We start from the raw sequence: 25357 nt of genomic DNA, 5'->3' as shown, positions 1-25357 counted from the left end.
CCCGTATTCCAATAAGTTGCAGCTTAAATAAGTTGCGGATAAATCACGCGCAATGCTGCGCCGCCGCCCCGGAGGTCAATCACCCCTTGGCGCCGCGGTGTTCACACCATGCCTGAAACCGTCCGGCACTTGCAGTACCGGTACTGCCAGTACCGTCACTTACCGGCGACCGGCCGAACCCGGGGCTCCCAAGATCAACTCTGTTACAATAACGAGATGGCCGCGGGGCTTGCACTTTCCCTCGGCCTGCGAAACGGGGGCCAAAATTTTCAGCGCAATAAAAAATCATTCCTGTACGCCGGAGCAAGAATCCCGCGATTCCTTCCAGCTGGACGCGGAAGAAGTCGACGAAGGAGGATCCATCGGCCGGCTGCTCCGCGCCTGGCGCGGGCGGGTGGTTCGCAAGGACGTCGGACTCCATGCGGCACGCAATGGCACAACCGGCCTTTCCCAGGCGGAAGTCGCCCGGCTGGTCGAGGTGAGCGAAGGCTGGTACCGCTCGCTGGAGCGGGGTACGCGCCGGGACTTCTCCGACTCCTTTCTGCTCCGCGTCAGCGAGGTACTGCGGCTCAGCGAGGCGGAAGAGCTCACCCTGTTCCTCGGCGCCACGGGCCGCCAGCCGCCGGCGGACCCCGCCCGGCAGCTGGCCGAGATCGCTCCGGAGGTCCTGCGGCTCCTGGAGCACCAGGCGCCGAACCCCGCCTACGTCTCCGACGGCGCGTGGAACATCGTGGCGACGAATTCGGCAATGGCCCAGTGGTTCCCCTGGTCCACCGCTCCGCGCGCGAATCTGTTCCGGTGGGCCCTCCTGGCACCCGAGGCACGCGCCCAGCTGGTGGACTGGGAAAAAGAATTCGCCCGCCCCTATCTGGCGATGCTTCGGCTTGCGAACAATCGCGACCCGGAGAATTCCCCGGTCCGGTCACTCACGCGCGACATTCTCGCGACGGACGCCGACTGCCGACGGATATGGGCCGAGGGGCACGATGTCATGGAACACCGTTCCGGACATCGCTTCGCCCTGCGTCTGCCGCTGTTCGGCGGTGCTCCGATCAGCGCGATGAGCCATGTTTTCCTGCCGGTCGAGTGCCCGGGTTCACGTTTGGTCATCATCACCCGTGACGATATGGACACGCACTGATCCGCCTGATCACCGGCGTGTGTACCAAATCGTTCCCGACCCTGTCACAGATCTGCCACAAACATGTCGGCCCGCTTTGTCAGTGGTGCCGCATAGGGTGCTCGGCGCCGGCGCGGTGACGGCGCCGGCGCGAAGACGGGCACTGGGGAGTGGGCGTGGCGGAGGACGAGCGGTTCACCTTGATACGGATGGTCGGGCGGTACGGCGGCAGCGTCGTCGTCGAGCTGGACGACAGCAACGCCCCGGGCATCCCCGATGTGGCGGGGCAGTTGCTGGTGCACAACGACTTCGTGGCCGGCGTGCTCGACACCTTCGTGGATCCGAGGGACCTGGCCGGCTGGGCACATGTGCTGGACGAGGTGGCCGCGGGGCGGGACGCCGTGTGGCGGGAGGCGGCACGGGTCGCCGAGATCGGTATCCGTTTGGACTGGCGGGAGGACGACGAGGACGGGATCACCGTCACCGTCGCGGATCAGCAGACCACCAGGCTGGCCCTGTCCCTCGTCATGGAACCCGGCTGGATCGACGAGCAGCGTGCGCTGCTCGACAGGGTCCGCGGCTGCTGGGCGCATCTGCTCCCGGAAGGCTGAGGGGCGAGGACGGCGGCCCGCCGGCCGCCGTGCACAACCAGCCCGGGCGGCCGGCCGAGAGGCGGCCCGGCGCGCCGCCGCCGGCGCGCCCATCCCGCCGCCCGGGCGCGCCCACGCCGCCGTCTTGCCGACGGACCTGCGCCGCCCGAACCGGCCCGCCCGACCCCGGCCCGCCCGAACCGGCCCACGGGCCTCCGGCCTGCCCGGCCCACCGGCGCCCGGCCCGGCCGGTCCGAGGCCAGGGGGTGTCCGAGGTGTCCGGTGGATCAGGTTGGAGCAGGTGGCGGCGACATGCGGCTTCGGGTCCACGGCGGAGGAGTGAGGCGACGTGGCGGAGGCACCTCCCGTGCCCGGAAGGCCACGGGGGGTCGGCGCGTGACGACAGCTCGGCATCCGCCGGCTTCGAAACGGGCCCGGAGGCAGTGAGCGGAGGGAACGCGGCGCCGGGGACGGAGTCGCAGGGCGTCGCGAGCCCGGCATGATCCTCCGGACACCTCCTGGCTGGGGCGTGTTTCGAAAGTGGCGCCGTCCGCCCGGAGGGCGGGGCCGGGGGCGTCCGGTGCGTGCGAGCGCAAGACGGAGGGTGGAGGGTACCTCCCGCGCCGCCAGGCGCAGGGGGAGAGAGCGCGGCGGGCTGCGCCGACGACCGACAACGCCGCGACCGTGCCTGCCAGACACCCCCGGCCGGACGGGACTTCCGAAACACGCCTCAGGGGGTGTCCTCGCCCTTCTCGGCCACCAGCGCGACGGCGTCGACGCTGATGCGGCGCCCGCCGGCGAGGGTGACGACCGCGGCCGTCCGTGCGGGTGGGGCCGTCGGGAAGGTCTCCGCGAACACGGCGTTGAGCGTGTTGAGGTCGGCCAGGTCGGTGTAGAGGACGGTCACCTTGGCGACGAGGTCGAGGCGGCTGTCCGCCGTGTCGAGGACGCGCGCGAGGTTGGTGAACGCCTGGCGGCACTCGGCCTCGAAGGGGCCCTCGGGGACCTTTCCGGTGCGGGGGTCCACTCCGGTCTGGGCGGACACGAGAACGAGGTCACCGGCGCGTACGGCCGGGGAGTAGGGCCCGAGTACCTGGATCTCCGGGCTGGTGACGGGCTGTATGGGCATGGGTGGTTCTCCGTTTCCCTGTCGGGGCCGGGGTGGTCAGGTCAGGAGCGCTGCCAGCCGGTCGGGGTCGATGTTGCCTCCGCTGATGACGGCGACGCGCGGCAGCCGTGCGGGGAGCCGGTCGCCGTGGAAGAGGTGGCCCGCGGTGGCGACGGCACCGGAGGCCTCGGCCACCAGGTGGGCGCGGGTGGCGAGGAACCGGAGCGCCGCGCGGATCTCCTCGTCGGTCACGGTGATGATGTCGTCCACGTACGCGCTGATGTGCTGCCAGTTCAGTTCACCGAGCGCCGGGGTGCGCAGGCCGTCGGCGAGGGTGCGGCCGGCCCGGGCCGCGGTCCAGCGGCTGATTCGCCCGGTCCGCACGCTCTCGGCCGCGTCGCCGGCGAGTTCGGGTTCCACGCCGATGACGCGGCTGTCCGGGCGGCTCTGCTTCACGGCCGCCGCGACTCCCGAGATGAGCCCGCCGCCGCCGACCGGGACCAGGACGGTGAGATCACCGGGGAGGTCCTCGAGGATCTCCCGGCCGATGGTCCCCTGCCCGGCGATGATGTGCGGGTCGTCGAAGGGCGGGATCAGGGTGTAGCCGTGCTCCGCGGCCAGCTCGTGGGCCTTGTCGCGGTACAGCTCCGGCGCGGTGGTGATCACTTGGGCGCCGAGCGCGCGCGTGGCGTCGATCTTCACCCGGGCCGCGGTGTCGGGCATGACGACCACGGCGGCGATGCCGAAGGTCCGTGCCGTCCAGGACACCGCCTGGGCGTGGTTGCCGCTGGAGTGGGTGACGACGCCCCTGGCGCGCTCGGCGTCGGTCATCGCCGCGATCCGGTGGTGGGCACCGCGGATCTTGAAGGCTCCGGTGGTCTGGAGGTTCTCGGGTTTGAGCCAGAGGGGATGCTCCGTGCCGGACACGGGCAGCAGAGGGGTGCGTACGACGCTGCCCGCGATGTCGGCGCAGGCGCGGTCCAGGTCGGCCGGGGAGATGAGCGTCATGGCGGGGTTCTCCAGGGTCGGCGGGTGAGGGGTGGGGGCGGCGGGGTTCGGGCGGAGGGGCCGGTCAGAACCACTGGTCGTGGGCGAGCTTTCCCACCGTGGCGAGGACCCCGAGGACGAGGACGGCACGGACGAAGGCGTCACCGCGACGCAGCGTGAGACGGGCGCCGAGCGCGGAGCCGGCGGTGTTCGCCAGGCCGAGCAGGACGATCAGCGCCCAACTGGTGGGGCCCGCGCAGAGCAGGACGGCCGCGCCGCCCAGGTTCATGCAGCACTGGATGACCTTCGCCGTACCGAGCGAGTCGACCAGCGACCGGCGCAGGATGCGCTGGTGGGACAGGAGCAGGAAGCTCCCCGCCGCCGGGCCGACGATCCCGTCGTACAGGCCGATCGCGCCCGACGAGGTGGCGAGGGGAAGGCGGGTCCGGCGGCCGGGGGACGGCGGCGGGCCGGCCGCGGCCGGCCGGGCGAGCCTGCCCGTGACGACCAGCCAGAGGATCGTGATCAGTACCGCGATGACGACCGGGCGGAAGATTCCGACGGGCAGGCTCGCGGCGACCAGGGCGCCGGTGACCGCGCCGGCCACGGCCACCGTTCCGGACCAGGCCAGCAGCCGCCGGTCGAGGCGGGCGCCGGGGTTGCGCCGCCAGTAGACGGCCGCGGAGGAGACGTTGCCCAGCGCGGACACGGCCTTGTTGATGCCGAGGGGGGTGGCGGTGCCGAGTCCGGGGACCATGGCGAGCAGGAAGGGGAGCTGGACGAGGCCGCCGCCGCCCACGACGGCGTCGATCAGTCCGGCGACGAGCGCGACCAGTGTGAGCAGCGCCACCGACTCACCCGTCAGGTCGAGGAACATGTGCACGGGGCCTTTTCCTTCGGAGCGGTGCGGCCGGCCTGTCCGGCGGCGCGCGTTCTACAGGACGCGGACCGGGCGGCCCGCGAGGTACGCGGCGACGCACTCGGCGGCGTCCGCGTAGCTCAGCTCGAAGGTGCCGCGGGTGGCGTAGCCGATGTGCGGGGTCAGGACGGTGCGGGGTGCGGTGAGGATCGGGTCGTCCGCCGGGATCGGCTCGACCGGGTGGACGTCCAGCCCCGCTCCGGCGATGCGTCCCTCGTGCAGGGCGGCGAGCAGTGCCTGCCGGTCCACGATCGGGGCGCGGGAGGTGTTGACGAGGAAGGCGGTCGGCTTCATCAGCCCGAACTCTTCGTCGCCGACGACCGAGCGGGTCCGCTCGCTGTACCGGAGGTGGACGGTGACGTAGTCGGAACGCCGGAACAGCTCCTTCTTGGAGACCACTTGGACGCCTGCCTCCGCGCCCCGTTCGGGAGTCAGGTTCTGGCTCCACGCCACGACGTCCATCCCGAACGCAGCTCCGATCATGGCGACCCTGCGGCCCAGCTTGCCGAGGCCGATGACGCCGAGGGTGGCGCCGTCGAGGTCCAGACCCACACCGCTCTGCCACACTCCGGAGCGCAGGGCGGCGTCCTCCGCGCCCGCCCGCTTGGCGAGCTCGAGGATGAGCGCCCAGGTCACTTCCGCCGCGGGGTACGGAAGCAGCCGGGTGCCGCACACGGTGACGCCGCGCGCGCGGGCGGTGTCCATGTCGATGGCGGCGTTGTGCAGGCCGGTGGTGATCAGCAGTCGGAGGCCGGGCAGCCGTTCCAGAACGTGCGCGGGGAACGGGGTACGCTCCCGCGTCGCGACCACGGCGTCGAACGGCCGTAGCCGGTCGACGAGTTCGTCCGGGTCGGCCAGGTGGTCCGGGAAGAACGTGACGTCGGCGGCGGGGGCCGCCTCCCGCCAGCACCCGAGCCCGGCGGCGGCGTTCTGGTAGTCGTCGATGACCGCGACCCGAAACATGTGTGGCTCCTCTTCCTCGCGACCGCACCGTGGTTCCGTACGGCGCCCTGCCGGCCCGCGCCTGCGCCTGCGCCTGCGCCTGCGCCGGGCCGACAGGGCGCGGATCGGGCTACGCGCTGATCGGTGCGGCGATCTGGACGCGCTTGAGGTGCCGGTCCGGGTCGTCGAACGCGTTACGGGAGTGCAGCATGCGCCAGTTGTCCCAGACGATCATGTCGCGCTCCTCGTACTCCACGGCGACGTGGCTCTCGTCGTAGATCTCCTTGCCGCGTCGCAGCAGCCGTGCCGCCAGTTCGTCGCCCTCGGGCACCACCAGGTTGTTGTAGGAGAAGCGGAAGACGGTTTCGCCGTCGATCTCCTCCAGCACCGGGTGCTCGGCGTTGTGGTGCACGCCACGGCGGGCGAGGCCCTCGGTCGACTTCCACGCGTACGTGGTGTCCAGGAAGTGCTGCCGCTCCTCCGCGGTGAACTCGCGGAGGATCCGGTTGCCGTCGAGCATGGTGGTCTCGCCGCCCAGCCCCGAGGCCGGCTTGACGCACCACAGGGCCATGTAGCGCGGCGGAGTGCCGCGGAACTCGTACCCCTCGGTGTGCGGCACGAGCGGACGGCGGTTCTGCGCGTGATACGTGTCGTCCATGTCGGGTTCCGGCTTGAGGTCCCCGATGACGGTGCCGGTGGGGGTCGGCTGGAAATCGCCCAGCTCCTTCAGGAACGCCACATGGTCGAAGCTGTCCGGGACGTTGACAATCTTGACGTAGCCGTTGTTCCCGAGAAGTTGGCGGAATGCATACTTCAGGACACTGTCGGGCAGCAAATCGTTGTTGACGTCAAAGCAGGAAAGGACACTGTCAGGCGACTTCGCCATTACTACTTCCTCCGTTTTGCGGAATGGGGATTGTTCCGCTCGGTGTCCATCGTTGTCGCCGAGGGAAGCCAAATCCAGGCATCAAACCGTCGGCCCTCGGACTGTCGGTGAGTCGCCACCAGAACACTTGGCGTGCAACGTCCCAAAAGGGACACGTGAGTTCGGGGCGGTGGGAAGGCGCTCGGGGAGGGGTCCGTCAGGCGAACTCGGCGTACCCGAGGCGCAGCACCATCACGGCGACCACGGTCAGCAGCACGACCCGGACGAACCCGCTGCCCCGGGACATGGTCATCCGCGCGCCCACGACCGCACCCGCCACATTGAACAGGGACATACCGAGTCCCAGCAGCCACAGCACATGGCCCTGGCTCGCGAACACCAGCAGCGCGCCGAGGTTGGTGCCCACGTTGATGGTCTTTACCGTCGAGAGCGCCCGGATGAACTCCAGGGCCAGCAGGGTGGTGAAGGTCATGATGAGGAAGGTGCCGGTGCCGGGCCCCACCAGACCGTCGTAGAAGCCGATTCCGCCGCCCGCCAGCAGGACCAGCCAGGCGACCCGGCGGCGCTGCGGCGCCTGGCGCGAGGCGTCCGGGCCCTCGTCCCGGGCGGCGGTCGTCCCGAACTGCGGTCGCAGCAGCACGTAGACGGCCACCGCGACCAGCAGGACGAGGATGACCGGGCGCAGGAAGTCGGACGAGACGACGGTCGCGACGATCGCGCCGCCGGCGGATCCGGCGACGGCCGCGCCGCCGCCGACGGCGGCCACCTTCACGGAGATGGGGTGCTTGCGACGGTAGGTGACGGCCGCCGCCAGGGTGCCCAGCGTCGCGGCGAGTTTGTTGGTGCCCAGCACCGAGGCCACCGGCAGCGAGCCGCCCGCGAGCAGCAGCGCGGGGAGCTGGAGCAGTCCGCCGCCGCCCACCACCGCGTCTATCCAGCCGGCCATCGCGGCGACGGCCAAGAGGGCAAGAACGACTTGCCAGTCCATGAGCAGGTGATCCCTCGGGACAGGACCGCCCCCGTACGGGCGGCCGGGGACGGAACCCGGAAAAAAGCGCATGCCGGCGTTCGTGCTGAATGCCGGCAATTACCTGCTCAGGGAGTCACTGCGCCCCAGCCGGTGTCGACGGGAGCCACACCCCATCCGGTGTCCCCCAGCGCGACGGCCGGAAGCGGGGCGCCCGCGGCGTCGGCCGCCTCGTTCACGGACCGCACGCCCGCCACATCGGGCGCGGAAAGGAGACACCCGGCGGCGAGAACGGCGAACGCGAGGTAACGAACGGGGCGGACTTGTGCGAACATCACTGAATTCCTAAGAGTGAGGCGAGTGCCACCGGAGTGACGGCCGAGCGCTTTCCTTCCTGATTCTTGCCGCCGGATTGGGCGAATCAAGAGGTTGCTAGGTGCACGTTTCGGACTGGCGCAATGCGACAAGTGGTCAAACCGTCGCCACACCGGCCAATTACGGTCAGTTGCACCCCTGGGACCGTGCGCGACCGGACGGTCCGGCTCCCCGGCCCACCGCACCCTGGGCCGGCACCCGCTCGCGCCTCAGCTACCCGGTCCCGCCTCTCGGCCTCACCCCTCGGCCTCACTTCTCGGCCTCACCTCTCGGCCTCACTTCTCGGACAGCAGGCCCCTCCGGTGGATGAGGTAGCCGGCCTGCAGCCGGCTGGTGGCGCCCAGCTCGTCCGTGATCTTCCCGAGCCGCCGCTGCAGGGTACGCATCGAGACACCCAGCCGGCGGGCCACCGCCTGGTCGCTCTCCCCGCTCACCAGCAGGCGCAGCAACGTCTGGTCGGTGTCCTCGGACACGCTCTGGATCAGCGCGCGGTCGTGGTCGACCGGGAACGGGTCGGCCTTGAGCCAGATGTGTTCGAAGGCCTGGACGGCGAAGTCCACGACACTGCTGTCCCGGACCACCACGGCCCCCCGGGGGTTCCCGACGTGCGAGATCAGGGCGGTCTTCCGGTCGAAGACGATGAGCCGCATCAAGTTCGCACTGGTGGTGCGCACTTCTCCGCCCAGCTGTGCGAGGCGCTCGGCATACGCCGCGGTCGCCTGGTGGAACCGCGCGGGATGCTGGTACAGCGTACGCATCCGGACCTTCCTGCGCAGGATCCCCTCGTCGCGTTCCACCGCCTCCGTCAGCTCGTCCACGCTGCGCCTGCCGCCGGGCTGGGCGGTCAGCACCTCTTCCTGGCAGGTGGCCGCCTGGTGGGCCAGGACGGCGAGCACGTCGTCGAGTTCGGGCAGCACCTGCAGGCAGTCGGTCCTGGGTTCCTGGGCCTGTCCGCGCTCGAAGACCGGCAGGAGGCTCTCGATCTCGTGCCGCAGCCGCTGGACCTCTTCCATCTGCCGGCGCAACCGGTTCTCCACCGGTAAAGCGGCGAGGACCGCGGCCGACTCCGGGCTCACCGCCGAGACCCGGCCCTCGGCCCCGGGTTCCGACCGCAGCAGGCGCAGCGCCAGCAGCCGGCGGACCGACTCCTCGGCGGCCTCGGGGGAGACACCGAGTTCGGCGGCCAGCTCCGGCGCCTCGCGTGGCCCCCCGCTCACCACGCACTCGTACAACCGCTGGTCCACAGCCGTGAGGTATTCCTCGCCCCTTCGTGGTGGTTTGTGGATGTCCAGCACGGTGTGCCCCCTTGGCAAGATCAAGACAGTCATGAAGATGATCCCATGGGCCGCTAATCCTCCCGCGTGATTTCGGGCACCATAAAACCGTTCCTCGCGCCGGTGGCGGACGACTTGGAGGACTGCATTCCAGGGGCCTTCCGTGAGCCGGACGACAAAGGGAGCCGCCTCCCCGTTCGCCGCGCGACAGAGCGGTCCTGGAAATCGACGGGTAAGCGCTCTCGGTGCACGGGCCCACCTTCCGTTCACCCCGGAGCAGTGCAGGTCGGCGCGGTACCAGGACGCTTCCGACGCGGCGGCCCGCACGCGGTCCGGGGTGCGCGGTCCGCTCGACGACCACCTCGACGCCATCGCCGCGTCCGACTTTCCCGACAGCGATCCGAGGCCTCGGTTCGACCGAATGCCATAAGCCCTACGGTCTTCCCAAGTCCCTTATGAAAAAGGGTAATTGCAATTGGGCGGTGAGTCATTCACGATCGGCTCGACGCCGCTCACGCAATTTCCCCGTCCACGACGGGGGGTCTTCGACGCCGACGCCGACGGAACCGAAGGAACCGAAGGAACCGAAGGATTCGGCGGTGCCGTCGTGCGCGGCACCGCCGATCCGTACGTGGGCCCTGCCGTAGGCCCGGGACGAGCCCGCTTTCAGGCGGTGGGCCGCCAGCGCTGGGCGGCCCCACCCGTGCACACGGCCGGTTCGAGTTCCGTGCCGTTGGCCGTGCCCGAGCGGACCGGCGCGAGGCAGCGGCCCCCGCTGGTCAGGGACTGCTCGGGGCCGAGCTGCCACTTCTGGGCCGCGGACCCGTCGCAGGGCCGGACGGCGACGGTGGCCGAGGACGCGTCCAGACAGACGCCGTCCTTGCCGGTGAGCGTGCCGGCGGCCGTGAACGTCCAGCGCTGGTTGGGCCCGCCGTGGCAGGTGTGGAGCGCCGGTTCGGTGCCCGGGGCGGTGGCGCCCGCCGGCAGGTCGACGCAGCTGCCGGAGGCGGCGTTGACCAGCGTGGCGTTCGCCGGCGGCGGGGTGGCCCTGCCGGTCGCGGAGATCTCGGCCGCACTGGTCCACGGCCCGGTGTCACCGGCTTCCGTGAGGGCCCTGAGCCTGAGGTAGCGGCCGGTCCTGACGCCCATGCCGATCTTCTTCTCGGTTGCGGTGTCGGCGAAGGTGCCGGTCGCGACGGGGCTCCCCCAGTCGCTCGTGGTGTCCGAGACGTACACCTCGTACCGACCGATGCGGCCGTTTCCGCCGCCGTCCTGGCGCGGCAGGTAGGAGACGCCGTCGATGTCGTACCGCGCCCCGAGGTCGATCGTGATCTCGTGCGGCAGCGGCGCGGGCGTGCCGCTGTACGCGGTGTGCCAGATCGTGCCGGGGTCGCCGTCGACCGCGTTCGCCGCTGCGCCGTTCTCCGCGGACGCCTCCTGGCTGTCGGCTCGGACGACCTTCCACCCGGCCTTGGGGATCGGTGTACCGGCGGCGGGCACCGCGGCGGCCGGGAGCAGGGTCAGCCCGGAGGCGGTGACGGTGAAGGCACCCGGCTTTCCGCCCGTCTTGATCCACAGGGTGCCGGAGCGGTCGGCGGCGTCGAAGAACCAGCCGGTGGCGGCCGCGTCGTAGGCGGCCCTGGAGGTGAGCCTGGTCAGTGCCGTGCCGTCGGCGGTCACGCGCGAGGGCGAGGCGGCGGCGTGGACGCTGAACTCGTAGCCGCGGGACGCGGGCTTGCCGGTGTACGCGCCGGTGCTCGCGCCCACGGCGATCCTCACGTCACCGGTGCCGGAGGCCGGGGCGGTGACGTCCACCTTCTGGGTGGCGTACGCGCCGCTCGCGTACTGGCGGGTGATGCCGTCGTCCTCGTACAGGGTGAAGGTGGAGGAGCCGCGCGGGTACACGTCGTAGGTGAGCGTGGAGACGGGCTTCTCGCCGGTGTGGTTCATCTGCGGCCACATCGGGACGATGCCGCCGCCCCTGACGAACAGGGGAAGGGTGTCGAGCGGGGCGGAGTAGCCGTTGAGCCAGCCCGGGCCGCGGTACGTCCGGCCGGTCCAGTAGTCGGTCCAGGTGCCGGCGGGGAGGTAGATGCCGTCGCGGGTGTCGGTGTCCGAGACGACGGGGGCGACGAGGAAGGAGTCGCCGGACAGGAACTGCCCGCTCGTCAGGTCGGAGCGGGCGACCGGGTCGTCCGGGTACTCCAGGACCATGGCGCGGACGGTCGGCACACCGGTCCGGTTCGCGACCCGGCTCATCGAGTACAGATACGGCATGAGCCGCATCTTCAGCTTGAGGTACTTGCGGTTGATGGAGAGGTACGGGTCGGCGAACCGCCAGGGCTGCTTGTCCTGGTAGCCGGCGGACGGGTGGGTGGCGCCCCAGCCGGACATCGTCATGAACGCCGGGGTGAACGCCTTCCACTGCAGGTCGCGCACATACGTCTTGGGGCTGCCCTGGAATATGCCGTCGACGTCACCGGCGGCGTAGTTCAGGGCCGACAGGCCCGCGCCTGTGATGGCCGGAACGTGCCAGCGCATGGCGTCCCAGGTGCCGGGGGTGTCCCCGGTCCACACCACGGCGTTGCGGTGGGTGCCGGCCCAGCCGTCGACGGTCCACACGAAGCGGCGGGCGTCGGAGTTCTTCTCGATGCCGTCCACGGCCTGCTGCACACCGTCGAAGGCGAACTTGTAGCCCGAGCCGATCCAGGCGACGTCGGTCTTGACGCCGCGGCTGCCGGCGGCACCGACCTCCTCGTCGATGTCCGCGAGGCCGGTGGAGGTCCACAGGCCGGTGTGGAAGCCCTTCGCCCTGAGCGCGTCGACCGTGCTCTTCAGGGGCTTGGTGTAGCCGCAGCCGTAGCCGTCGTTGGGCAGGAACCAGCCCGAGGGCATGTCGGCGGCGCGAGCGTCGGCGGCGTAGCCCACGACGTCGGGGGTGGTCTGGTGGCGCGGGCGGTCGTGGTCGCCGGTGTACTCGGGGTTGGAGGCGTTCCAGCAGTCCGCGTTGCCGAGCTCGAAGCCCCAGAGGGGGGCGAGGAACGGCTTGCCGCTGACGTCGGTGTACGCGTCGAGGACGCCCTTGAGGGAGTCGGCGACGAAGTACCAGGCGTCGAAGCGGCTCTCGTGGTGGGTGAACGTGCCGGGCGCGCCGAAGCTGTACGTGCCGGGGGCCCAGGTGTTGCGCATCACGCCGTAGCCGTTGGTGGACATGTAGAAGGGCGCCGGGCTGGCGTTGGTGTTCTCCTTCCACGTGTTGGCGACGGAGACCGGGACGGTCTTGCCGCGCAGCGCCCACTCGCCGAGCCGCAGGCCGGTGCCGTAGAACTGCTCGTCCGCGCCCTGGGTGAGGTACTGGCTGGTCTGCGTGCCGGTCCAGCCGATGGGCCGCGACTCCTGCCAGACGAGGGTGGTGTCGTCGGCGCGGTAGACCGAGAACCGCAGCGGCGACTTGTTGACCCGGATGGACAGGGCCGGGGTGCTGATCCGGTAGTACGCGCCGGCGTCGGTGACGTTCGCCGGGACGGTGCCGAAGTCGGTGTCGACGGCGAGGCTGTCGCCGGCCGGGTCGTCGGTGAAGTGGCCGCTGGGCGACAGCCATATGCGGAAGATGTCCTCGCGGGCGACGACCACCCGGGCCTTCGCGGCGGTCGACGTGGTGACCGTGAAGGTGTTTCCCGACCGGCTGACGCCGGTGGCGTCGCCCGCGCTCGCCGCGGCCGGACTCGCCGCGCCCGCACTCGCCGCGCCCGCGCCGGGCGCCGGGCCCGCGACCGAGAAGAGTGCGGCGACCAGGGCGGTCACCAGCGCGAGGACCGTGGTGCGCGGGGCGGCTCGGGGGCGTCCCCGGGCCCCCGGCCGGTGAGGCCTCTGGGCGCGTTGCCTTCCTGAGCTTCGTTGCATCATCGCCGCCTTCTCCGGGCGGGTGAGCACCACGCGGCGGCGCCCACCGACAACATGCGGAAGTGCTACAAGCGGAAGTGCTCGCGCCATGAGAGCAGTCGTGCGTTTTTGCCGTCAAGTGCTTGCTGGGGCGGTATTTCACTCAACTTCGCGCACGGAGTGGCGGAGTCCGTTGCATGGGTGCGCGCGGGGCGGGCCCGCCTGGGGACGCGGGCGACCCGCCCGGGCGGCAGCCCGGCGGGGCGGGCCGGCGGGGCGGCCCGGCGGGGCGGCCCGGGTGCGGGCCGGGTGCGGCCCGGGTGCGGGCCGGGTGCGGCCCGGGTGCGGGCCGGGTGCGGCCCGGGTGCGGGCCGGGTGCGGGCCGGGTGCGGGCCGGGGCGGCCTAGACGCGCATGACCTCGATGCCCTGGCCGGTGAACTGCTCCACCAGTTCCTCCGGGGCGTCCCGGTCGGTGACGAGGACGGAGATCTCCGCGACGGTGCATACCCGCGCGAAGGCCCGCTGGCCGAGTTTGGTGGAGTCCGCGACGACGATCACCCGCCCGGCCCGTTCGGCCATGGCGCGGTTGGCGCTGGCCTCCCCCTCGTCATGGGTGGCCGCGCCGAACTTCGGGTCCACGGCGTTCACGCCGAGGATCGCGTAGTCCAGTGACAGCCCCTGGAGCACCGTGGTGGCCAGCGGACCGGTCAGCTCGTAGGAGTTCGGCCGGGCGACCCCACCCGTCACCACGGTCTTCACGTACGGGCGCACGGCCAGCTCGCCGGCGATGTTGATGGCGTTGGTGACGATGGTCAGCGCCGTGCCGGTGGCCTGGTCGGCGAGGTCGGCGCGGGTCGCCAGCTCACGGGCCACCTCGGAGGTGGTCGTGCCGCCGTTCAGGCCCACCACCGCGCCGGGCGGGACGAGGCCGGCGGCGGCGCGGGCGATCCGCTGCTTCTCGTCCGCCTTGCGCGCGGTCTTGTAGCGGAGGGGCAGGTCGTAGGCGACTCCACTGAGCACCGCACCCCCGCGGGTGCGGGTGAGCAGCTGCTGGCGGGCCAGCTCCTCCATGTCGCGGCGGATGGTGGCCGGGGAGACGCCCAGCAGGTCGGCGGCCTCGCCGACCTCGATGCGGCCCCGCTCGCTCAGCGCGTCGAGCAGCCGCGTCCACCGCTCATGGGTGCTCATTCACCGTTCTCCTCGCCTCGTCCGTATGGGTGCCGAGGGTAGCCGTCCGGCGCGCCCCGCGAGATGAGCGGTACTGCGCATGCTTGCGCAGAGCTGCGCGCAATGGCTATAAACAAATCAGCTTCACGCATCAGCCGACTCCATCCGCGTTCTGCCGGGAGGCACCGTGAGCCATGTCGACGAAGAGATCGCCAGCCAGCCGGAGTGCTGGCGGCGCGCACTGGAGACCCGGGCGGCAGGGCTGCCCCGGGCCGGGGAACGCGTGGCCGTCATCGGCTGCGGCACCTCGCTCTACATCGCCCAGGCGTACGCCGCTCTGCGCGAATCCGCCGGGCTCGGCGAGACCGACGCCTTCGCCGCCTCCGAGTTCCCCGCCGCCCGCCGCTACGACCGCGTCCTCGCGCTCACCCGCTCCGGCACCACCACCGAGGTCCTCACCGCCCTGGGGCGCTGCGGCGACACCCCGACCGTCGCCGTCACCGGCGACACCGACACCCCGGTCAGCGGCGCCGCCGGCACGGTGGTGGACCTCGGTTTCGCCGACGAACAGTCGGTGGTGCAGACCCGGTTCGCCACGACCGCGCTCGTCCTGCTGCGCGCGAGCCTGGGGCACATCCCCGCGGACCTGCCCGAACAGGCCGGCCGCACCCTGGTGGCCCCGCTCCCCCAGGAGGCCCTCGACGCCCGGCAGTTCACCTTCCTCGGCATCGGCTGGACCGTCGGCCTGGCTCACGAGGCGGCACTCAAGGTGCGCGAGGCCTCGGGGTCGTGGACCGAGTCCTATCCCGCCATGGAGTACCGGCACGGCCCCATCAGCGTCACCGGGCCGGACAGCGTCGTCTGGTTCTTCTGCGAACCCCCCGCGGGCCTCCTCGACCAGGTCCGCGCCACCGGCGCGTACACCGCGGTGTCGTCCCACGACCCGCTCGCCGAACTGGTCCGGGCCCAGCGGCTCGCCGTGGAACTCGCCCGGGCCCGGGGGCTCGACCCCGACCGTCCTCGCGGCCTGACCCGCTCGATCGTCCTGGTCGACTCATGACCGTCCTGGCCCTGGACGTCGGCGGCACCTGTATCAAGGGCGGCACGTTCGGCCCCGACGGCACCCCGTACCTCCGGGAACACCGGCCCACCCCGGCCGGGCGAGGACCGGAAGCCGTCCTGGAGGCCGTGTTCGGCTTCGCCACCTCGCTCGCCGAGCGCTGCCGGCCGGCCGCGGCGGGCATCGTCGTGCCCGGCATCGTCGACGAGACCACGGGCAGCGCCGTCCTCTCCGCGAACCTCGGCTGGCGCGACGTACCCGTGCGGGACCGGCTGTCCGAACGCCTCGGCCTGCCGGTGGCGTTCGGACACGACGTCCGGGCCGGCGGGCTCGCCGAGGCACGGGCGGGCGCGGGCCGCGACTGCCGGGACTTCCTCTTCGTACCGGTCGGCACCGGCATCGCCGCCGCGGTCTTCGCCGGAGGCCGCGTCCTGACCGGCGGCCACGGGCGCGCCGGCGAGCTCGGCCATGTGGTCGTGCGGCCCGGCGGGGACCCCTGCCCGTGCGGCGGGCGCGGCTGCCTGGAGACCGTGGCGTCGGCCGCCGCGGTCGCCCGCCGCTACGCCCTGGCGACCGGCCGGCCGGCGGTCGGCGCCCAGGAGGTGCGCCGCCGCGCCGACACCGGCGACCCGGTCGCGAAGGCCGTCTGGGCCGAGGCCGTGGAAGCCCTGGCGGACGGACTCGCCACGGCGATCAGCCTCTACGACCCCGAACGCGTCGTCGTCGGCGGAGGCCTCGCCGAGGCGGGCGAGGCCTTCCTGGCACCCCTGCGTGCGGCACTCGCCCGGCGGCTCACCTTCCAGGCCGCGCCGGATGTCGTCGCCGCCGAACTCGGCGACCGGGCCGGCTGCCTGGGCGCCGCGCTGCTCGCCCGGGACCTCCTGGCCAACAACGCACACGCCGCGCCAGTCGGCGCCGACCAAGGAGAAATGTCGTGCCCCTCGTAGGAACGGGCGACATCGTCACCCCCGCCGCCCGCACCGGCAGCGGTGTCGGAGCCTTCAACGTCGTCCAGCTCGAACACGCCCAGGCCGCCGTCGCCGGCGCCGAGGCCGCCGGATCACCCGTGATCCTCCAGATCAGTGAGAACACCGCCCGCTACCACGGCGCGCTCGCCGCCGTCGGGGCCGCCACCCTGGCCGTGGCCCGCGCCGCACGTGTCCCCGTGGCGGTCCACCTGGACCACGCGACCTCGCCCGACCTGGTGCGGGAGGCCGTGGAACTGGGCTTCGGCTCCGTGATGTTCGACGCCTCCGCCGAGGAGTACGAGCGGAACGTGCGCACGACGGCGGAGGTGACCGCCCACTGCCACGCGGCCGGCGTATGGGTGGAGGCCGAACTCGGCGAGGTCGGCGGTAAGGACGGCGTCCACGCCCCCGGCGCCCGTACGGACCCCGCCGAGGCGGTCGCGTTCGTCGCCGCCACCGGGGTGGACGCCCTCGCGGTCGCCGTCGGCACCTCCCACGCCATGCTCACCCGTGACGCCTCACTCGACTTCGCCCTGATCGCGGCGTTGCGCGCCGCCGTCCCGGTACCGCTGGTGCTGCACGGCTCGTCCGGGGTCGCGGACCTGGACCTGACCGCGGCCGTCGGCCACGGCATGACGAAGATCAACATCGCGACCCATCTGAACCGCGTCTTCACCACCGCCGCCCGCGAGGCACTCGACCGCGACCCGGCCCTGGTCGACACCCGCCGCTACCTCGGCGCCGGCCGCACGGCCATGACCCGCGAGGTCACCAGGCTGCTGGGCGTCCTCACGGCGCAGGGACTCACTCCGCCAGTCGCAGCTCGGTGAACGAATGGGTCGCCAGACGGCACGTGGGAAAGCCGAACCCCACATCGGTGAGCATCCGCAGCAGGAACTCGCCCGTGCCGCAGTCGAACCGCTCCCATGTCTCGAAGTCGCGCCGCACGAGGACGGGCCAGTCGTCCGGGTCCTCGGCGCCCGTCTGCCAGGCGAAGTCGATCTCCCGTTCGGATGCGGCCCAGCGCAGCAGGCCCCGTGGTTCCGGGTCGGGGTCGTGGGGGTCGCACGGGGCGGTGCCCTCCGCCTTGGCCCATTCCACGAGGTCTCGCCCGAGGTGGCCCGGGACGAGGAGTCCGATGTAGGCGTCGAAGTCGCCGGCGCCGAAGAGGTCGGCGATCTCCTTGTAGTCGGTCGGCAGCGGCGTGCCCAGGGCGGCCTCGGCGGCCGGCCAGTCGACGGCCGGACCGGGCGCAGGGCCGGACGCCGGGCCGGATGCCGGGCCGGACGCCGGGCCGGACGCCGGCTCCCAGCCGGTGAGGAGGGCCAGCTTCCGCGCCCAGGACGCGCCCTCCGGGAATCCGGCCGCCGCCGGATCCTCACGGCGGGCGATCACGACGACCGACCGCTCCCCCTCCGGGTGCGCGAGCTGCCCCCACCCGATCCAGTGCGGCCCGTGCGCCCAGCCCCGCATCCTCAGCAGCTCCTCGCCGAACGGCTCGACGAGCGGCAGGCCCGTGCGCTCCGTCAGCGTCGGGTCGCGGAAGCCGTCCGCGACGAGGTTCCGGGGGCGCAGGGGCCAGCGGCCGATACCGGTGCCGAGTTCCGGCCGGACGGTGCCACGGGGTGCTTCGAGGACGACCGGGGCGTCGCGCGGCGGCGGGGGCAGGGCGAGCGTCCGGCGGACGGCGGCGAGGATCTCGGCGTCACTCATGGCGGCCAGTCAACCGGATGGCTCCGACACCACGGTGCCCGGAGCGGGGCCACCCGCCGCGGATAATCGGCATATGACCACCACCCCCGAACCCCGCCATCGTCTGCCGGTGGACGTCCTCGCCGCGGGCGGGGACCGCCCGCTCGTGCTGGCGGGCGCGTACGCCGCCCACGCCCACGGGCTGGTCGCACGGATCGGGCCCGGCCGGGAGGTCGAGGTCGCCACCGAGAGCCCGGAGCCGATGGCCGGGATCGCGGAGGCGGTGCGCGCCGGACTGCGGGAGCGCGGGTGGCTCGTGCACTCCGTGACCGTGGACCCGCTGGCCGCGCGGCTGACCGTCACCGACGGCGCCACCGGTGAGGAGTGGCGGGTCGACGTCTCCAAGGAGACGTTCTGGCGGCCTCCGGTGCCGACCGGGCTCGGTCCGGCGCTGTCCCTGGAGGACGTGGTCGGCACGGAAGTGCGCGCCCTGGCCGACCGCGGCCTCGCGGTCGACCTGGTCGACGTACGCGCGGCGGCCGACCGCTGGAGCCTCCTGGAACTCGAGGAGCTCGGCCGCCGGCACGCCCGTGACGGTTTCGACCTCACGGACCTTCAGGAACGCCTCGCGGGCGCGGAACTGATCGACGACGGCGAGTTCGCCGCGTACGGCCTCGGCGAAGCCGCGATCGGTGAACTGCGCGTATGGGCGCAGGCCTGGGCCGACGACATCGCCGAACGACTCCAGGAGCTGGCGGAGCCGTCCGACGACTGACCCGGTTCCAGGTCCGTGTCGGCTCCACCGCGGTGAGGGACCGGATCACCTCCCGCATGTCGCCCGTACTCGGTCTTCGAGGCGGCCACCCGAATCCCCGCCCCTTCCCGGCCGAACCGAACGGCCCGCCCGTGATCTCGGTGGCGGGCCCGGCCCCGGCCGCGGGTGAGCCACCGGCCCGCCGCTCCCCCTCGGCGGCGGGCAGGTGAACTCGGCTCCGCGGGGTACGGATCAGCGGTAGAGCTTGTTCACGGCGGTACGCGTGGTGTTCTTGAAGTCCCCCACCGGGGCGTCCGCCAGATCGCCCATCCGGCCCCAGTTGACGTAGGTGACGGTGCGTCCGTCACGCCCCACCGAGAACAGGTTGATGTCGGTGTTGCCGACCTCCCGGTCCTCGGTGTCCAGGCTGTAGACGTACGCGCCCTCCTCCACCGCCAGACTGCCGTGGTACGCGCCGCTCGCCTCGGTCGTCGGGTACTGCTGCTCGATGCGGTCGGCACAGGTGGCGAGCGCCTTGCGCAGCCTGCTGACGAGCTCGGCGGCCTTCGTGCTGTTCGCGGCGACCGTGGTGATCTGGACGCCGCCCGTGTCCAGTTCGGTGCGGAAGACACGGTGGCTGGTGCCGGCGGCCGGAAGGATCCCCGGGGCGCACGCGGCACCGCCCTCGGGCAGTCCGGCGGTGACCGCCCCCGCGGTCCACGCGGTCGAGGACGGCGGCATCTGCGCCGCGTCGAGGAAGGCCGGCTTGGGCGCCGCGGTCGCCGGCGCGGCGACGAGGCCGAGGCCCGCGGCGGCGAAGACGGCGGCGGTGAACGTGGTGCGCAGTGTGATCATGAACGGAAATCCCCCGTTTGCGTGGTCGGTGCCGGTCGTGCCTCCAGCTTCTCCACGCCTGTGCCGACCGGGCAATAGGAGCCCGGCCCCGCGGAACGGTGGAACCATTCCACCCCCATTGACGTGGGGATATGCGGGTGGGGTGGAATACGGACCGGAACGGGGACTGGTGCGGATGGGTACGGCGAGGGAACCGGACGTCGAACGGTTCGCGGAAGAGGTGCGGGCGCTGAAGGACCGCTCCGGCCGCAGCTACGGCGCGCTGGCGCGGCGCCTGGGGGTGAGCGCGTCGACCCTGCACCGGTACGGCTCCGGCGAGGCGGTACCGGCGCGGTTCACGGCCGTCGAGCGGCTGGCCCGGCTGTGCGGGGCGTCGCCCCGGGAGGTCGTCGAACTGCACCGCCTGTGGATCCTGGCCGACGCGGTCCGCCGCCCCGCCGTACGTCCACCGGCCGGGGCACCCCGCCCGGCAGACCCGGCGCCCGCACCGGCGCGGCCCCGGGCCGCGCCCGAGCACGTGGCCCCCACCCCCGATCCGGCCCCCTCGAAGGACGTCGATCCCGAGCCGCTGCGGGGCCCCGTGGAGCCCGAACCCGTGGGCCCCGCGCCCGCGTCGGACCCGCCGGCCGCCGCACCACGCCCCGCCGCCCCGAGGGCCGAGGACCGCCCCGCCGCACCCCGAGGTACTCCCGTACCGGGCGACTCGGCCCCGGACCCGACCCCGGGCCCGACCCCGGACGTGACACCGGGCGTCGGTCACCGCCCGGCCGCGGCGCAGCACGCTCCCGCGGCGGTCCCGCGGTCCGCGGACCAGGCGGCCGAGCCGACGCGCGGGCCGGTTGTGGAGTTCGTCGCGCACGATCCGGCGCCGCCCGCCGAAGTCGCCGCGACCGAGTCGCTCCCGGACCCGGCGGCGGCGCGGCGAGCGGCGCGGCGGCGGGTGGCGGGGCTGGTCGCCACCGCCGCCGCGACCGCCGCCGTCGTCATCGGCGTCGTCGCCGCGCCCGGCCTCCGGGGCGGGGGCGAGCCCGGCGACGACGTCCCGCGGGCGGCCACCGCACCCGCCACCACCCCTCCGGCTCCCGCTCCCCCGGTGCCGTTCACATGGACCGCCACGGCGGACGTGTGGCAGAACGGGTGCGGGCACGCGTACGTACTGGACCGCGGGCCGGGGCAGGTGCCTCCGCCGCCGGTGGAGCAGGACGCCCGGCCGTGGGCGGGTTCGATGGGCGCGGTGCACGGCGGGGACACCAACGTGCGGATCTCCGTCCAGGGCACGTCCGGGAAGGCCGTGGTGCTGGAGGCCCTGCGCGTGCGGGTCGAGGCGCGCGCCCCGGCGCTCGGGTGGAACGCGTACCGCATGGGCGGCGGCTGCGGCGGCGCGCTGACGCCGCGCCACATCGAGGTGGACCTGGACGCCCCGCGGCCCGTCGCCCGTCCCGTCGCCGGCTTCGACGGGACGGCGGGCACGTCGATCCCGGCGGTGTCGTTCCCGTACACCGTCACCTCGGCGGATCCCGAGGCGCTGCTGGTGAAGGCCCGGACGGCGGACTGCGACTGCCGCTGGTACCTGGAGCTGGAGTGGAGCTCCGAGGGGCGCTCGGGCACGGTCAGGATCGGCGACGACGGGCGCCCGTTCCGCACGAGCGGAACCGCGGGGCGGCCGGTCCACGAGTACGACACCGTCCAGCGGCGCTGGATCCGCGTCCGGGAGTGATCCACGTCGGGCGGGATCAGCCGCCGGAACCGGCGGATACAGTGCGGGAAACATCCGTGTTCGACACTTGGGGGGACTGTCATGGCGCTGTTCGGGAACGCCCACGCCATCGATCCGGCGAGCGCGCAGCAGGAATACGCGCGGCTGCTGGGCCACGGCGAGCAGGTGCACGCGGCGTACCTGCTGATACGCGACACCATCCTGTTCACCGACCGCCGGCTCATCCTGGTCGACAAGCAGGGGATCACCGGCAAGAAGGTGGAGTACCACTCCGTCCCGTACCGGAGCATCACCCACTTCGCGGTGGAGACCGCCGGCACCTTCGACCTCGACGCCGAGCTGAAGATCTGGGTGTCCGGCAGCCAGCTGCCGATCCAGAAGACCTTCACCAAGGGTGTCGACATCTACGAGGTGCAGGCCATCCTCACCCAGTTCGTGGCGCGGTAGTCGCCCGGTTCGCACCAGCATGGGCATGATCGGACCATGCCCATGCTTGTCGGAACCTCGGGATGGCAGTACAAGGACTGGCGCGGCGTGCTCTATCCGGAGGGCCTGCCCCAGCGGCTGTGGCTGGAGGAGTACGCCGGCCGGTTCGCCACCGTGGAGAACAACAACGCGTTCTACCGGCTGCCCGGCCGGGACGTCTTCGCCTCCTGGCGGGAGCGGACGCCGGAGGGGTTCGTGATGGCGGTGAAGGCCAGCCGCTATCTGACCCATGTGAAGCGGCTGCGCGAGCCGGAGGAGCCGGTCGCGCGGCTGATGGACCGCGCCGAGGGTCTTGGTGACCGGCTCGGGCCGGTGCTGGTGCAGCTGCCGCCGAACTACCGGGAGAACCTCCCGGCGCTGGAGGCCTGTCTGCGCTGCTTCCCCGGCTCGGTGCGGGTCGCCGTGGAGCTGCGCCACCCCTCGTGGTGGGACGCCGGGCGGGAGCTCCGGGCGGTGCTGGAGCGGCACGGCAGTGCCCTGTGCTGGGCCGACCGGTGGTCCCGGCCGGTGACGCCGCTGTGGCGCACCGCGGCCTGGGGGTACGTGCGGTTCCACGCCGGTCTCGCGCGGCCGTCGCCGCGCTACGGCCGCCAGGCCCTGACGTCGTGGGCGGGCCGTATCTCGGAGGCCTGGTCCGACGCGGACGACGTGTACGTGTACTTCAACAACGACCCGGGGGGCGCGGCCGTGGTGGACGCCGGGACGTTCGCCCGGATCGCGGCGTCGCGGGGCTGGACGGTGACCCGGACACCGCACGTCTGAACGGGCGTTGGGGCGGCCGTACCCGCCCCGCATTCGGGTCCCCTCACCCCACCTGCCTCGTTACTATGCGCCGGGGGCCTGGCCGAGGGTCCGACCGGAGGGAGGCTCGGTGGAGATCCGTATCGCCGTCGCGAGCGGGGGTTCGGGCACGGAAGCGGAGGCCGACGGGGGTCAGGCGCTGGCGTCGCTGCACCGCTGGGTGGCACAGGACCGGGACGTCACCCGTCAGGTGAGGCTCACCCTCGTGGGCGCGCCGCTGAGGCCGGGCGAGATGGGCGGGGCCTTCGAGGCGATCAGCGCGGTCGTCGACCATACGCTGGCGCTGAGCAGCCTGGTGGTCGCGGTGGTGGCGTGGCGGGACACGAGGCGCCGGCCGCCGGCCGTCCGGCTCGAACGTGACGGTGTGACAGTGGAGTTGACGGCGGAAGCCGCGGATCCGGAGGTGGTGCGCCGGATCGTGGACGCGCTGGGCGATCCGCCCGCGGCGACCGGGGCCGCCGGAACCACCGGGGCGACCGGGGCCGCCGGAACCACCGGGGCGACGGGGGGCCCGGCCGCTCCCGCCCCCGACGACGACGCGGAGCCCTAGTCGTGGCGGAGCCGTCGTTACCGGACCCGGCCGCCTCCCGCGCGGTGCTGATCGGGGCGCACAGCTACCGGAAGCTGCCCGGCCTGCCCGCGGTCGAGCACAATCTCACCGGGCTGCGGCAGGCACTGGAGCATCCGGCCGTGTGGGGGCTGCCGGCGTCCCACTGCACGGTGGTGGCACAGCCGGAGAGCGCCCGGGCGGCCCTGGACGCGCTCCACCGGCAGGCGCCGCGGGCGACGGACACGCTCGTCGTGTACTACGCGGGCCACGGCCTGGTCGATCCCTACACCGACGAGCTGTACCTCGCCCTGCCCGCCTCCGAACAGGGCCGACCCGACACGGCGCTGCGGTACGAGTACGTCCGCCGGGCCGTCCTCGACCCGGCCGTCACGGCCCGCCGCAAGGTGGTGATCCTGGACAGCTGCTACAGCGGGCGCGCCCTGATCGGCGAGATGGGGGCGGGTGACCACATCACGGCCCAGGCGCTCATCGACGGCACATGTCTGCTGACCTCCACCGCGGAGACGCGCAAGGCGCTGTCCTTCCCCGGCGAGAAGTACACCGCCTTCACCGGCGAACTGATCGGCATTCTGGTGCGGGGCGTCGCCGAGGGCCCCGCACTGCTCGACATGGACACCATCTACCGCCATGTGTACGCGGAGCTGGACGCCAAGGACCGGCCGCTGCCGCAGCAGCGCAACAGGAACGCGGGCGGGCTCATCGTGCTGGCCCGCAACCGCGCGCACGCACCGGAGTCCGGCCGGGCCGCCGACCCCGTGCTCGACGCCATCGCGCCGAAGCCGTCGCCCCTGCCGCGGCGGCTGTCCCGCCGTACGGTCCTCACCGGGATCGCCACCGGGACGGCCGCGCTCGGCGGGCTCGGTTTCGGGGTGCGCGACCTGCTCTTCGGCCACGGCACCGAGACCCGGGCGAAGGGGCCGGGGGCGGGCGGCGGGACCACACCGGGCGGCCCCGCCCCGGGTCCGGCGGCCGCGCCGTCCGCCTCGCCGTCACCCTCCCCGTCGGCGTCGGCGAAGGCCCCGGCGCCCGCCCCGAGCCGCAGCTCCCCACGGGCGACACCGGGCGAGCCGATCTGGCGGACGAAACTCGCCTCCGGCGTGGGGCCCGCCGACGTGGCGGTGGTGGCCGACGTCGTCTGTGTGCCCGGCGAAGGCGCGCTGTACGGCTTCGACACGGCCACGGGCAGGGCGCGCTGGACGCTGCGCCACGACACCTGGTTCGACGGCCTGAACACGTCGGCGGTGGCCGGCGGTCTGCTCTACGCCTCGGACGGCAACGGGTACGTGCTCGGGATCGACGCCGGTGCCGGCCGCCAGCGGTGGGCCGTCAAGGTCGGCACCGACATCGCCCCGGACGAGGTACGGCTCGTGGTCAAGGACGGCGTCGTCTACGCGTCCCGGTGGGGCGGCTCCCTGTACGCCCTCGACGCGACGACGGGCCGGAAGAAGTGGACGTACTCGCCGCGGGGCGGGGTCCTTTCCGCCCCGGCCGTCAGCGACGCGCTGGTCTGCGTGCAGGTGACGCACGAGCAGGCCAACCACCTGGCCGCGGTGGACCTCGCGAACGGCCGCGAGAAGTGGCGGATCAACGGTCACGTCGCCCCGTACGTCGCGGCCGACGCGCAGACCGTCTACACGGAGAACATGGGCACGTTCGTCGCCGTCGACCTCGCCACGCGGGAGCGGCGGTGGACCCACGAGAGCACCGGCGGTGCCGCCTCCTCGGACCTGCTCCAGCCGCTCACCCTGGCGGGCGGGACGCTGTACTCGACCACCTCCGACGGCCGCATCACGGCCCGTTTCCCCGCCGGCGGCACGCCCGCCTGGAGCCACCGTGTCCGGTTCGGGGAGCGGCTGGCGTCGTGGAACGCGGTGACGGGCAGCGCGGTCCCCACCCTGTACGGCGGCACGGTCTACCTCGGCAGCATCGCCGTGCCGGAGGACCCCGACAGCCGGGCCGCCGAGGCCGCCCCGGCCCGTTACGTCTACGCGCTGGACGCCACCAGCGGTACCGAGCGCTGGCGGTACCCGGCCCCGGGAGCCACCGGGACGGTGGCCGCCGACGGCCGGGCGGTGTACCTCGCCACCTCCGACGACCAGCTCATCGCGCTCGGCGCCTGAAGCACCCCGCCCCCTACCGCAGTCGGCCCCGGTGCGTCGTCATGCCGCGGGCCGAGGCCGTCTCGTTCCCGGGTCGCAGGCGGCCCGTTTCCGGGATGATCCCCGGCCCGGCAGG

23 protein-coding genes are annotated in these 25357 nt (G+C 72.8%); 11 read left to right on the top strand and 12 right to left on the bottom strand.

Annotation, left to right across the window (positions count from 1 at the left end; translation table 11 throughout):
- Nucleotides 1-229: 229 nt before the first annotated feature.
- Nucleotides 230-1141 carry a helix-turn-helix transcriptional regulator gene (locus ACY34K_RS21805; protein WP_462749571.1) on the top strand — a complete coding sequence of 304 codons (912 nt, stop codon included), beginning with the start codon at nucleotides 230-232 and terminating at the stop codon, nucleotides 1139-1141.
- A 155-nt stretch (nucleotides 1142-1296) separates the two neighbouring features.
- Nucleotides 1297-1731 (top strand): DUF5959 family protein, encoded by a 435-nt coding sequence (locus ACY34K_RS21800; RefSeq protein ID WP_462749568.1) that lies wholly within the window; start codon nucleotides 1297-1299, stop codon nucleotides 1729-1731.
- Between the two features lie 709 nt (nucleotides 1732-2440).
- Here the strand turns inward: ACY34K_RS21800 and ACY34K_RS21795 are convergent.
- The 10 genes from ACY34K_RS21795 to ACY34K_RS21750 all read right to left on the bottom strand — a co-directional run bounded on the left by ACY34K_RS21795 (nucleotide 2441) and on the right by ACY34K_RS21750 (nucleotide 14239).
- On the bottom strand, nucleotides 2441-2839 hold the full coding sequence (locus ACY34K_RS21795; protein ID WP_462749565.1) for a RidA family protein: 399 nt from the start codon (nucleotides 2837-2839) through the stop codon (nucleotides 2441-2443).
- 36 nt (nucleotides 2840-2875) lie between these two features.
- Nucleotides 2876-3826: a threonine ammonia-lyase gene (locus ACY34K_RS21790; protein WP_462749563.1), complete on the bottom strand. Its 951-nt coding sequence runs from the start codon at nucleotides 3824-3826 to the stop codon at nucleotides 2876-2878.
- A 64-nt stretch (nucleotides 3827-3890) separates the two neighbouring features.
- Nucleotides 3891-4682, bottom strand: a complete 792-nt coding sequence (locus ACY34K_RS21785; RefSeq protein ID WP_462749618.1) for a sulfite exporter TauE/SafE family protein — start codon at nucleotides 4680-4682, stop codon at nucleotides 3891-3893.
- Nucleotides 4683-4739: 57 nt separating this feature from the next.
- A complete protein-coding gene (locus ACY34K_RS21780; RefSeq protein ID WP_462749561.1) occupies nucleotides 4740-5687 on the bottom strand; it encodes a D-2-hydroxyacid dehydrogenase family protein in 948 nt (315 codons plus the stop codon).
- A gap of 109 nt (nucleotides 5688-5796) precedes the next feature.
- Entirely contained in the window at nucleotides 5797-6552 is a 756-nt protein-coding gene (locus ACY34K_RS21775) for a TauD/TfdA family dioxygenase (protein ID WP_462749560.1), read from the bottom strand.
- A 196-nt stretch (nucleotides 6553-6748) separates the two neighbouring features.
- Nucleotides 6749-7540, bottom strand: coding sequence for a TSUP family transporter (locus tag ACY34K_RS21770; RefSeq protein ID WP_462749558.1), 792 nt, complete (start codon nucleotides 7538-7540; stop codon nucleotides 6749-6751).
- 107 nt (nucleotides 7541-7647) lie between these two features.
- Nucleotides 7648-7854 (bottom strand): hypothetical protein, encoded by a 207-nt coding sequence (locus ACY34K_RS21765; RefSeq protein WP_462749556.1) that lies wholly within the window; start codon nucleotides 7852-7854, stop codon nucleotides 7648-7650.
- 315 nt (nucleotides 7855-8169) lie between these two features.
- On the bottom strand, nucleotides 8170-9189 hold the full coding sequence (locus ACY34K_RS21760) for a helix-turn-helix transcriptional regulator (protein WP_462749554.1): 1020 nt from the start codon (nucleotides 9187-9189) through the stop codon (nucleotides 8170-8172).
- A gap of 645 nt (nucleotides 9190-9834) precedes the next feature.
- On the bottom strand, nucleotides 9835-12972 hold the full coding sequence (locus ACY34K_RS21755) for a TIM-barrel domain-containing protein (RefSeq protein WP_462749551.1): 3138 nt from the start codon (nucleotides 12970-12972) through the stop codon (nucleotides 9835-9837).
- 481 nt (nucleotides 12973-13453) lie between these two features.
- Nucleotides 13454-14239, bottom strand: coding sequence for a DeoR/GlpR family DNA-binding transcription regulator (locus ACY34K_RS21750; RefSeq protein WP_462749549.1), 786 nt, complete (start codon nucleotides 14237-14239; stop codon nucleotides 13454-13456).
- Nucleotides 14240-14405: 166 nt separating this feature from the next.
- Between ACY34K_RS21750 and ACY34K_RS21745 the strand changes: the two genes are divergently transcribed.
- The 3 genes from ACY34K_RS21745 to ACY34K_RS21735 are packed head-to-tail and all read left to right on the top strand — an operon-like array spanning nucleotide 14406 to nucleotide 17076.
- Nucleotides 14406-15278: an SIS domain-containing protein gene (locus tag ACY34K_RS21745; protein ID WP_462749547.1), complete on the top strand. Its 873-nt coding sequence runs from the start codon at nucleotides 14406-14408 to the stop codon at nucleotides 15276-15278.
- Nucleotides 15275-16225: an ROK family protein gene (locus tag ACY34K_RS21740; RefSeq protein WP_462749545.1), complete on the top strand. Its 951-nt coding sequence runs from the start codon at nucleotides 15275-15277 to the stop codon at nucleotides 16223-16225. Before ACY34K_RS21745 ends, ACY34K_RS21740 begins: the two co-directional genes overlap by 4 nt.
- On the top strand, nucleotides 16213-17076 hold the full coding sequence (locus ACY34K_RS21735) for a class II fructose-bisphosphate aldolase (RefSeq protein WP_462749544.1): 864 nt from the start codon (nucleotides 16213-16215) through the stop codon (nucleotides 17074-17076). Before ACY34K_RS21740 ends, ACY34K_RS21735 begins: the two co-directional genes overlap by 13 nt.
- On the opposite strand, the gene ACY34K_RS21730 is transcribed toward ACY34K_RS21735, so the two are convergent.
- On the bottom strand, nucleotides 17051-17959 hold the full coding sequence (locus tag ACY34K_RS21730) for a hypothetical protein (protein WP_462749543.1): 909 nt from the start codon (nucleotides 17957-17959) through the stop codon (nucleotides 17051-17053). The two genes, ACY34K_RS21735 and ACY34K_RS21730, sit on opposite strands and share 26 nt — an antisense overlap.
- 73 nt (nucleotides 17960-18032) lie before the next feature.
- On the opposite strand from ACY34K_RS21730, the gene ACY34K_RS21725 reads away from it, so the two are divergent.
- Entirely contained in the window at nucleotides 18033-18713 is a 681-nt protein-coding gene (locus ACY34K_RS21725; RefSeq protein WP_462749541.1) for a hypothetical protein, read from the top strand.
- Nucleotides 18714-18944: 231 nt separating this feature from the next.
- Here ACY34K_RS21725 and ACY34K_RS21720 read toward each other — a convergent pair whose 3' ends face one another.
- Nucleotides 18945-19547, bottom strand: a complete 603-nt coding sequence (locus ACY34K_RS21720; protein WP_462749539.1) for a hypothetical protein — start codon at nucleotides 19545-19547, stop codon at nucleotides 18945-18947.
- 175 nt (nucleotides 19548-19722) lie between these two features.
- Here ACY34K_RS21720 and ACY34K_RS21715 point away from each other — a divergent pair, with 175 nt between their 5' ends.
- From ACY34K_RS21715 to ACY34K_RS21695, 5 genes are all read left to right on the top strand, one after another.
- Nucleotides 19723-21264, top strand: coding sequence for a helix-turn-helix domain-containing protein (locus ACY34K_RS21715; RefSeq protein ID WP_462749537.1), 1542 nt, complete (start codon nucleotides 19723-19725; stop codon nucleotides 21262-21264).
- A gap of 81 nt (nucleotides 21265-21345) precedes the next feature.
- Nucleotides 21346-21711, top strand: a complete 366-nt coding sequence (locus ACY34K_RS21710; RefSeq protein ID WP_462749536.1) for a PH domain-containing protein — start codon at nucleotides 21346-21348, stop codon at nucleotides 21709-21711.
- 36 nt (nucleotides 21712-21747) lie between these two features.
- Complete coding sequence (locus ACY34K_RS21705; RefSeq protein WP_462749534.1) at nucleotides 21748-22512, top strand: DUF72 domain-containing protein; 765 nt, start codon at nucleotides 21748-21750, stop codon at nucleotides 22510-22512.
- 109 nt (nucleotides 22513-22621) lie between these two features.
- Entirely contained in the window at nucleotides 22622-23101 is a 480-nt protein-coding gene (locus ACY34K_RS21700) for an effector-associated constant component EACC1 (RefSeq protein ID WP_462749532.1), read from the top strand.
- A gap of 2 nt (nucleotides 23102-23103) precedes the next feature.
- Nucleotides 23104-25242 (top strand): caspase, EACC1-associated type, encoded by a 2139-nt coding sequence (locus ACY34K_RS21695; protein WP_462749529.1) that lies wholly within the window; start codon nucleotides 23104-23106, stop codon nucleotides 25240-25242.
- Nucleotides 25243-25357: the final 115 nt, after the last annotated feature.

It is taken from the genome of Streptomyces sp. STAM6 (assembly GCF_054963715.1).
This window is presented reverse-complemented; position numbering and strand designations above follow the sequence as displayed.